The 8421-nt window shown below is 74.2% G+C and carries 9 protein-coding genes; all 9 read left to right on the forward strand.

Annotation, left to right across the window (positions count from 1 at the left end; translation table 11 throughout):
- On the forward strand, positions 1 to 648 hold a 648-nt coding region (locus GSY69_RS13020; RefSeq protein WP_160954266.1), incomplete at its 5' end, for a tRNA lysidine(34) synthetase.
- A 114-nt stretch (positions 649 to 762) separates the two neighbouring features.
- On the forward strand, positions 763 to 1314 hold the full coding sequence (gene hpt, locus GSY69_RS13025; protein ID WP_160954267.1) for a hypoxanthine phosphoribosyltransferase: 552 nt from the start codon (positions 763 to 765) through the stop codon (positions 1312 to 1314).
- An 85-nt stretch (positions 1315 to 1399) separates the two neighbouring features.
- Positions 1400 to 3916: an ATP-dependent zinc metalloprotease FtsH gene (gene ftsH / locus GSY69_RS13030; protein ID WP_328698874.1), complete on the forward strand. Its 2517-nt coding sequence runs from the start codon at positions 1400 to 1402 to the stop codon at positions 3914 to 3916.
- A 1-nt stretch (position 3917) separates the two neighbouring features.
- Positions 3918 to 4481, forward strand: a complete 564-nt coding sequence (gene folE, locus GSY69_RS13035; RefSeq protein ID WP_160954268.1) for a GTP cyclohydrolase I FolE — start codon at positions 3918 to 3920, stop codon at positions 4479 to 4481.
- A 13-nt stretch (positions 4482 to 4494) separates the two neighbouring features.
- Positions 4495 to 5313, forward strand: coding sequence for a dihydropteroate synthase (gene folP, locus GSY69_RS13040; RefSeq protein ID WP_160954269.1), 819 nt, complete (start codon positions 4495 to 4497; stop codon positions 5311 to 5313).
- Entirely contained in the window at positions 5310 to 6482 is a 1173-nt protein-coding gene (gene folK, locus GSY69_RS14780; RefSeq protein WP_160954270.1) for a 2-amino-4-hydroxy-6-hydroxymethyldihydropteridine diphosphokinase, read from the forward strand. The genes folP and folK overlap by 4 nt, the downstream gene beginning before the upstream one ends.
- Positions 6479 to 6940 carry a DUF3180 domain-containing protein gene (locus GSY69_RS13050; protein WP_160954271.1) on the forward strand — a complete coding sequence of 154 codons (462 nt, stop codon included), beginning with the start codon at positions 6479 to 6481 and terminating at the stop codon, positions 6938 to 6940. Before folK ends, GSY69_RS13050 begins: the two co-directional genes overlap by 4 nt.
- Before the next feature lie 161 nt (positions 6941 to 7101).
- On the forward strand, positions 7102 to 7665 hold the full coding sequence (locus GSY69_RS13055; RefSeq protein ID WP_235936556.1) for a PH domain-containing protein: 564 nt from the start codon (positions 7102 to 7104) through the stop codon (positions 7663 to 7665).
- On the forward strand, positions 7665 to 8421 hold a 757-nt coding region (locus GSY69_RS13060; protein WP_160954272.1), incomplete at its 3' end, for a PH domain-containing protein. The genes GSY69_RS13055 and GSY69_RS13060, both read left to right, overlap by 1 nt.

Raw genomic sequence — 8421 nt, forward strand, 5'->3', positions numbered from 1 at the left:
GCGCTGGAGGCCGCGCGGGCGGACCTCGGCGCGCGCGCCGTCCTCACCGCGCACACGCTCGACGACCAGGCCGAGACCGTGCTCCTGGGCCTGGCCCGCGGCTCGGGTGCCCGCTCGCTGGCCGGCATGCGCCCGGTCGCCGGAACCGTGTGGCGCCCGCTCCTGGGCATCGAGCGCGCCCAGACCCGCGCCTCGTGCGCGGCGCAGGGCGTGCCCGTGTGGGAGGACCCGCACAATGCCGACCCCGCCTTCGCTCGGGTCCGCGCCCGCCGCACGGTCCTGCCCGTCCTCGAGGCGGAGCTGGGCCCCGGCATCGCCCGGGCGCTGGCCCGCAGCGCCGCCCAGCTCGCCGCGGACTCCGATGAGCTCGAGGCACAGGCGGCCGAGGCGCTGGCCCGGTGCGCGCACGGCGCCCGGCTCTCACCCGAGGCGGCGGGACTGCCGCCGGCCCTGCGGACCCGCGTGCTGCGGGCCTGGCTGCGCACCGCGGGGGGCGGCGGCCAGGAGCTCGGCCACGCCCACGTGCAGCGCGCGGACGCGCTGCTGACGGGTGCGCGCACCGGCGCCGTCTCCGTGCCCATCGCCCGCCGTGCCGTGCGCACCCCGAACGGGGGCCTCGCGCTCCTCCCGGCACCGCACCCCCGCTGAGCGCGGCGGGCGCACAGCCCGCGAACCCGCTGGGAGCCCCGTGTGAGGGGGTGCGGATATGCTGAGGGGGCCCGCCCGCGCGGCAGCGCGGCCACCAGCGAAGGAAGGCTCCCCGTGGATCAACAAGACCTGGGCACGGACATCGAGAAGGTCCTGGTCGCAGAGGCCCAGATCAAGCACCGCCTGACGGAGCTGGCCGCGGACATCGACCGCGACTACGCGGGCGAGGACCTGCTCATCGTGGGTGTCCTCAAGGGCGCCGTCATGGTCATGGCCGATCTGGCCCGGGCGCTGCACAGCCCCGTCCGGATGGACTGGATGGCCGTGTCCTCCTACGGCTCCGGCACGAAGTCCTCCGGCGTCGTGCGGATCCTCAAGGACCTCGACACGGACCTCAAGGACCAGCACGTCCTCATCGTTGAGGACATCATCGACTCCGGCCTGACCCTGTCGTGGCTGCTGGCCAACCTCAAGTCCCGCGGCGCGGCCTCGGTCGAGATCTGCACGATGCTGCGCAAGCCGGAGGCCGCGAAGGTCGAGATCGACGTGCGCTACGTGGGCTTCGAGGTGCCCAACGAGTTCGTCGTGGGCTACGGTCTGGACTACGCGGAGAAGTACCGCAACGTGCCCTTCGTCGCGACCCTCGCCCCCCACGTCTACAGCTGAGCCGCCCGCCGGCGCCCTTCCGGGCGGCCGCGCACACCCGGCGCGCAGAATGCACTGCGCGTCCCGCACCGCCCTGAGAGGACCCATGGCCGATCCGCAGAACAGCCGGCCCGACGGCACCCCGCCCGCCGGCCGGAAGCCCGAGCCGCAGGACCCCAAGCGGTCCGCCGGCAAGAAGCCCGACGGCAAGGGCGACGGCAAGAAGCCGGACTTCAAGAAGATCGCCAAGGGCCCGCTCTTCTGGGCCGTGCTCGCCATCGTCGTCGTCTCGATCGGCCTGCTGCTGCTCTCCGGCGGCGGCTTCCAGCGCGTCGACACCGAGCAGGGCATGACGCTGCTCAAGGAGAAGAAGGTCGAGCAGGCCAAGATCGTCGACAGCGATCAGCGGGTGGACCTCGTCCTCAAGGACGACTTCAACTACGAGGACCACAACTACGGCAAGAAGGTCCAGTTCTACTACGTGGCCCCGCGCGGTGAGGACGTCGTCAAGGCCGTCGACGCCGCGCAGCCGGACAAGGGCTACACGGACGAGGTGCCCAAGCGCTCGTGGCTGGGCTCGCTGCTCATCAACCTCATCCCGTTCGTCATCATCGGCGCCGTCTTCTGGTTCCTCCTCTCCCAGATGGGCGGGGGCGGCCGCGGCGGGATCATGAACTTCGGCCGGTCGAAAGCCAAGCTCGTCAACAAGGAGAACCCGGACGTGACGTTCAAGGACGTCGCGGGGGTGGACGAGGCGCTCGAGGAGCTCGAGGAGATCAAGGAGTTCCTCTCCGAGCCCAAGAAGTTCGTCGACGTGGGCGCCAAGATCCCCAAGGGCGTCCTGCTCTACGGCTCGCCCGGCACCGGCAAGACCCTGCTGGCCAAGGCCGTCGCCGGCGAGGCCGGGGTGCCGTTCTACTCGATCTCCGGCTCCGACTTCGTCGAGATGTACGTGGGCGTGGGCGCCTCCCGCGTGCGCGACCTGTTCGAGCAGGCGAAGAACAACTCGCCGTGCATCATCTTCATCGACGAGATCGACGCGGTGGGCCGCCAGCGCGGCGCCGGCATGGGCGGCGGCAACGACGAGCGCGAGCAGACGCTCAACCAGCTGCTCGTGGAGATGGACGGCTTCGACGACTCGACGAACGTCATCCTCATCGCCGCCACCAACCGGCCCGACGTGCTCGACCCCGCGCTGCTGCGCCCGGGCCGCTTCGACCGCCAGATCCACGTCGAGGTCCCGGACATGAAGGGCCGCCTGCACATCCTGCGCGTCCACTCCCGCAACAAGCCGCTGGCCGACGACGTGGACCTGCAGCAGATCGCCAAGCGCACACCGGGCTTCTCCGGCGCGGACCTGGCCAATGTGCTCAACGAGGCCGCCCTGCTCACCGCGCGCTACAACCACCACGTCATCGACTCGGCGATCCTGGACGAGGCGATCGACCGCGTCATCGCGGGCCCGCAGAAGCGCACCCGCCTCATGCGGGACAAGGAGCGCCTCGTCACCGCCTACCACGAGGGCGGCCACGCCCTCGTCGCCGCGACCATGAACGACACGGACCCGGTCACGAAGATCACGATCCTGCCGCGCGGGCGCGCCCTGGGCTACACGATGGTGCTCCCGGTGGAGGACAAGTACTCGACCACGCGCAACGAGCTGCTCGACCAGCTCGCCTACGCTATGGGCGGGCGCGTCGCGGAGGAGCTCGTGTTCCACGACCCCACCACCGGCGCCAGCAACGACATCGAGAAGGCCACGGACACCGCGCGCAAGATGGTCACCGAGTACGGCATGACAAACAGCGTGGGCATGGTCAAGCTGGGCGACGGCTCCTCCGAGCCCTTCGCGGGCCGCTCCATGGGCCACGAGAACTCCTACTCGGATGAGACGCTGCGCAAGGTCGACACGGAAGTGCGCACGCTCATCGACACCGCCCACTCGGACGCGTACTGGGCGCTGACGACCAACCGCGACATCCTCGACCGGCTCGCCTATGAGCTGCTGGAGAAGGAGACGCTCGACCAGGCGCAGATCGCGGAGATCTTCGCCGATGTCGTCAAGGCCCCCCGGCGCGAGGTGTGGCTGGCCAACGAGAAGCAGCCCGTCTCCACCCGCGGACCCATCACCCCGCCCAAGCGCAGCGCAGATGTGCGCGTTGAGCCCGGCGAGGTCCCCGAGTGGGGCGGCGGCACGGACACCGGTGCCGGCGGCACCGGCTGGGCCGGCGATCCGACCGGTGGCCAGCAGGGCCAGCCCGGCCAGCAGGGGGACCCAGGGCAGCAGGGCCAGCAGGGCCAGTCCGGCCAGTCCGGTGCGGGGGAGGGCCACGGCGGCCAGCCCGGCGCCTCGGGCCCGGGTGTCTCCGGCGGCGTGCCCGGCAGCGAGCACCCCGGCCAGGGCGGCCCCCAGGGCCCGTCCCAGCCCGGCCCCGGCGGTCCCGTGCCCCCGCACGCGCACCCCGGCCACGACCCGCAGCCGCCGGCCTCCGGGCCGGGGCAGCAGCCCGATCCGGGCCTGCCGGGCCAGCCCCCGGCCAGCCCCGGGGACGGCGGTCCTGCGCAGGGCGGCCCCCAGGGGCCGCTGACCGACGGCGACGGCCCCCAGCGCCCCGGGATCTGACGTGGTCGACCAGCCCCGCATCGAGGCCGCGGTCCGCGAGATCCTCGCCGCGATCGGCGAGGACCCGGACCGCGACGGCCTCCTCGACACCCCCGCCCGGGTGGCGCGCGCCTACGAGGAGCTCTTCGCGGGCGTCGAGCGCACGCCGGGCGAGGTGCTCGGCACGACGTTCGACGTCGGCTACGACGAGATCGTCCTCGTGCGCGACATCGAGATGTTCTCCACGTGCGAGCACCACCTGCTGCCCTTCCACGGCTCGGCGCACGTGGGCTACATCCCCGGGCCCGAGGGGCGGGTCACCGGCCTGTCCAAGCTCGCCCGGCTCGTCGAGGTCTTCTCCAAGCGCCCCCAGGTCCAGGAGCGCCTCACCGAGCAGATCGCGGACGCGCTCGTCGAGCACCTCAGCCCCAGCGGCGTCATCGTCGTCATCGAGGCCGAGCACCTGTGCATGTCCATGCGCGGGGTGCAGCGCCCCGGCGCCGTGACCATGACCTCGGCCGTGCGCGGCCAGCTGCGCAACGCGGCCACCCGGTCCGAGGCGATGAGCCTGATCCTCAAGCGGTGAGGCGGAGGTGAGCATGCGCACGCAGATCATGGGAGTGCTCAACGTGACCCCGGATTCGTTCTCCGACGGGGGGCGCTACTTCGACGCCGCGGCCGCGGTGGACCACGGCCGCGCGCTGCTCGCGGCCGGCGCGGACCTCATCGACGTGGGCGGCGAGTCCACGCGGCCAGGCGCCGTGCGCGTGCCCGCGGAGGAGGAGATCCGCCGCGTGGTCCCCGTCATCGAGCGCCTGGCCGCCGACGGCGCCCTCATCAGCGTCGACACGATGCACGCGGCGACCGCCCGCGCCGCCGTGCAGGCCGGCGCGGCCATCATCAACGATGTCTCCGCCGGCCTCAGCGAGCCGGAGATGCTGCGGGTGGCCGCGGACACGGGCGTGGACCTGGTCCTCATGCACTGGCGCGGCCACCTGGTGGCCGGGGCCCACTACACCTATGACGACGTCGTCGCCGATGTCCGGCGCGAGCTGGCGGGCCGCATCGACGCCGCGCTGCGCGCAGGGGTGGCCGCCGCGCGGATCATCGTGGACCCGGGATTGGGGTTCGCCAAGAACGCCGAGCACAACTGGCAGCTGCTCGCCGGCATCGACGCGTTCGCGGACATGGGCTGCCGCCTGCTCGTCGCCGCGTCCCGCAAGCGCTTCCTCGCCTCCCTCATCAGCCCGCAGGACCCCCAGGCGGCCACGGAGGCGGAGCGCGATGCGGCGACCGCGGCCATCACCGCCGTCTCCGCCCGCGCCGGGGCATGGGCCGTGCGCGTGCACGAGCCCCGCTCCTCCCGGATCGCCGCCACGGTCGTCCACGCCATCGACACGGCGCAGGAGGGGCGATGAGCGAGGGCATCCGGCTGACCGGGCTGCGGGTGCGCGGCCGCCACGGCGTCTTCGACTTCGAGAAGCGCGACGGCCAGGACTTCCTCGTCGACCTCCACGTGCGCGCGGACACCTCGGCCGCGCAGCGCAGCGACGACCTGGCCGACACCGTCGACTACGGGGCGCTGGCCGAGCGTGCCGCCGCGATCGTCGCCGGGCCGCCCTTCGACCTCATCGAGGCGCTGGCGGCCGCGATCGCCGAGGACCTGCTGGCCGAGTGCGACGACGTGGAGGTCACCGTCCACAAGCCGCAGGCGCCCATCGAGCGGGCCTTCGCCGACGTCTCCGTCACGGTCCGCCGGCGCCGCGCTGCCGGCGCAGCATCCTGTGCGAGCGCCGCGGACCGGCCCGGCGCGGCCGTGCTGTCGCTGGGCTCGAACGTGGGCGACCCCGCGGGCGCCATCGAGGCCGCGCTCACTGCCCTGGACCGCCATCCCCGGCTGCACGTCCTCGCCCGCTCCGGGCTCTACGCCACCGCGCCGCAGGGAGGGGTCGAGCAGCCGGACTTCGTCAATACGGCCGCGCTCGTCGCCGCGGAGATGCCCGCCCGCGAGCTCCTGCGGGTCTGCCAGGGCATCGAGCTGGCGCTCGGCCGCACCCGCGAGGTCCGCTGGGGCCCGCGCACTCTCGACATCGACCTCGTGCGCTTCACCCCCGAGGCGCCGGCCCCTACTGCTGCCCGGGCCCGGGGCCTCGTGCCCGAGGCGCCGGCCCCCGCCCCCGCCGCTGCCGGGCCCGCGGGGGCGAGCGCCGACCTTGCCGACCCCGGCCACGCCGCCGGCCGCGCTGACGGCTCCATGTCTGGGCCCATCAGCGGCTCCATGGCCGAGTCCATCGACGTCGACGGCCCAGGGTCCCACAACGCCACCGCCACGTCTGCCGCCGCCACGCCTGCCGTCGACGCCGGTGTCGATGCCCCGGAAGCCGAGCTCGCCTCGGCCGACCCCGAGCTCCTCCTGCCGCACCCGCGCGCCCACGACCGCGCGTTCGTGCTCGTGCCCTGGCTCGAGCTTCGCCCGCACGCGGCCCTCGCCGTGCCCGGCCGCGGCGAGGTGCCCGCCGCCGTGCTCGCCTCCGAACTCGCAGGCCAGGGCGTGCGCCGCCTGCCCGACGGGGAGGCCGGGGCATGAAGCGCACCCAGTATCCGACCCTGGTCTCGTGGGGAGTCGTCGGTCTCATCGCCTCGGCGGCGTTCTCGTTCGTCTGGGAGCGCTACGGCGGCGAGCTGCCCGGCGTTCCCTGGCCCGCGATCCTCGGCATGCTGCTGCTCTCGATCGTCCTCGTGGCGCTGGGCTGGCCCATCAAGAAGTGGAACGACGGCGACCGCACCGCGGAGATCGACCCGCTGCGCGCGGCGCGCGTGGCGATGATGGCCAAGGCAGCCGCGGTCACCGGCGCGGCGCTGACCGGCTGGTACGGCGGGCAGGTGGCCTATCTGCTCGTGAGCGCCGGCGGGGTGCGCGCCGCGACCGGCTTCGGGATGCTCGTCGCCGTGGCCACCGCGGCCCTCCTCATGGTCGTGGGGCTCGTCGTCGAATACTTCTGCCAGCTGCCCCCGGATGACCCGTCAGGAGCCGAGCCCGCATGAGCGAGCCCGCCAGCCGTGACCATTCCGCCGCGCCGTCACCGGGGCGGCAGGCGCGGCCACCGGAGGCCGGTGCGCCGCAGTCGGCGGGCGCGCAGCACCTGGCAGCAGCGCAGCACTCGGCAGCAGCGCATCACCCGGCGGCGGGGGAGCAGGCGGCCGACATGCAGCCGGCAGCGGGGGCGCAGCCGGGCCAACCGCACGCGGAGATGCAGCCGGCACACGCGCAGCCGGCAGCGGGGCAGGCGGGCCGGCAGCCGGTGGACCTGCAGCCGGTCAGCCCGCGCCTGGCCGGGCTGCGGCTGCTGGAGATGGCGCTGACGATGGCCGTCGTCGCCGCCGTCGCGGCGGTCCTGGCCCTCGCGGTGCTCCGGGTCCCCCTGTGGCTGAGCGCAGCGGGCGCCGCGGTGTGGCTGCTCGCCGCCGGCTGGTGGGCCCTCGTCATCGTTCGCCAGGTCCGGCACCTGGGCTATGCCCAGCGCGAATCCGACCTCCTCATCGAGCGCGGCATCCTCATCCGCTCCTCCACCGTCGTGCCCTATGGCCGGCTGCAGTTCGTCGACGTCGTCGCGGGCCCCCTCGACCGAGCCTTCGGGCTGGCCAACGTCAAGCTGCACACCGCCTCGGCCGCCTCCGACGCCGTCATCCCCGGCCTGCCGCGCGAGCGCGCCCAGCGGCTGCGCGAGGCGCTGGCCGCCCGGGGCGAGGCGCACCTGGCGGGCCTGTGATGGCACCGGGCGCCGCGCAGCGCCCCGCTGCGGGACCGGAGGCCGGGGCCGAGCCGGGCTGGCACCGGGTCCACCCGCTCACCCCGTTCCTGCGCACCGGCATCGTGCTCATCGCGTTCCTGGGCGTGCTCGCCGCACAGGCCCGCGAGCTCATCGAGGACGCCGTGCGCCGCGGCGTGGCGGGAGACGATGCGGATGACCCCTCGGGCGTGCTGGGCGCCGCCGCGGATCACCCGCTCTACGTGGCGCTGGGTGCGCTCGGCCTGCTCGTGGTCATCGGGGTCGTCGTGGGGCTCAACTGGCTGTCCTGGCGGGCCATGGGCTACCGGATCGACGCGGACGCCGTGCGCCTGCGCCAGGGCGTGATCGGCCGCCGCCAGCGCGAGGCGCGCCTGGATCGCGTCCAGTCGATCGACGTCCGCCAGCCCTTCATCCCCCGCCTCCTGGGGCTCGCGGTGCTGCGCTTCGACGTGGCCGGCGGCAAAGGGTCCGCGGTGGACATCGGTTACATCTCCCGCTCCACCGCCGAGGCGCTGCGCGCCACGATGCTCGAGCGCGTGCGCTCGGCCAGGAGTGCGCGCACGGGCGGGTCCGCGCCCACACCGGGGCGCGCCGCCGGCGCCGAGGCGGCCGCTCAGGCCGGGTTGGAACCGGACAGCGGCACGGGACCGGGCGCCGCTCCCCCCGCGAGTGCCACTGGGCCCGGCCCGATCCCGGCCCCGGCCGAGAACCCGGCCGCGGGCGCGGAGCCCGAGG

The organism is Brevibacterium rongguiense (assembly GCF_009857845.1).
Lineage (GTDB): Bacteria > Actinomycetota > Actinomycetes > Actinomycetales > Brevibacteriaceae > Brevibacterium > Brevibacterium rongguiense.

Bases quoted from the DNA above. Each gene is read 5' to 3' on its own strand.
- ftsH (WP_328698874.1), top strand. From the start codon at position 1,400: ATGGCCGATCCGCAGAACAGCCGGCCCGACGGCACCCCGCCCGCCGGC.
- folP (WP_160954269.1), top strand. From the start codon at position 4,495: ATGCGCACGCAGATCATGGGAGTGCTCAACGTGACCCCGGATTCGTTC.
- folK (WP_160954270.1), top strand. From the start codon at position 5,310: ATGAGCGAGGGCATCCGGCTGACCGGGCTGCGGGTGCGCGGCCGCCAC.
- GSY69_RS13050 (WP_160954271.1), top strand. From the start codon at position 6,479: ATGAAGCGCACCCAGTATCCGACCCTGGTCTCGTGGGGAGTCGTCGGT.
- GSY69_RS13055 (WP_235936556.1), top strand. From the start codon at position 7,102: ATGCAGCCGGCAGCGGGGGCGCAGCCGGGCCAACCGCACGCGGAGATG.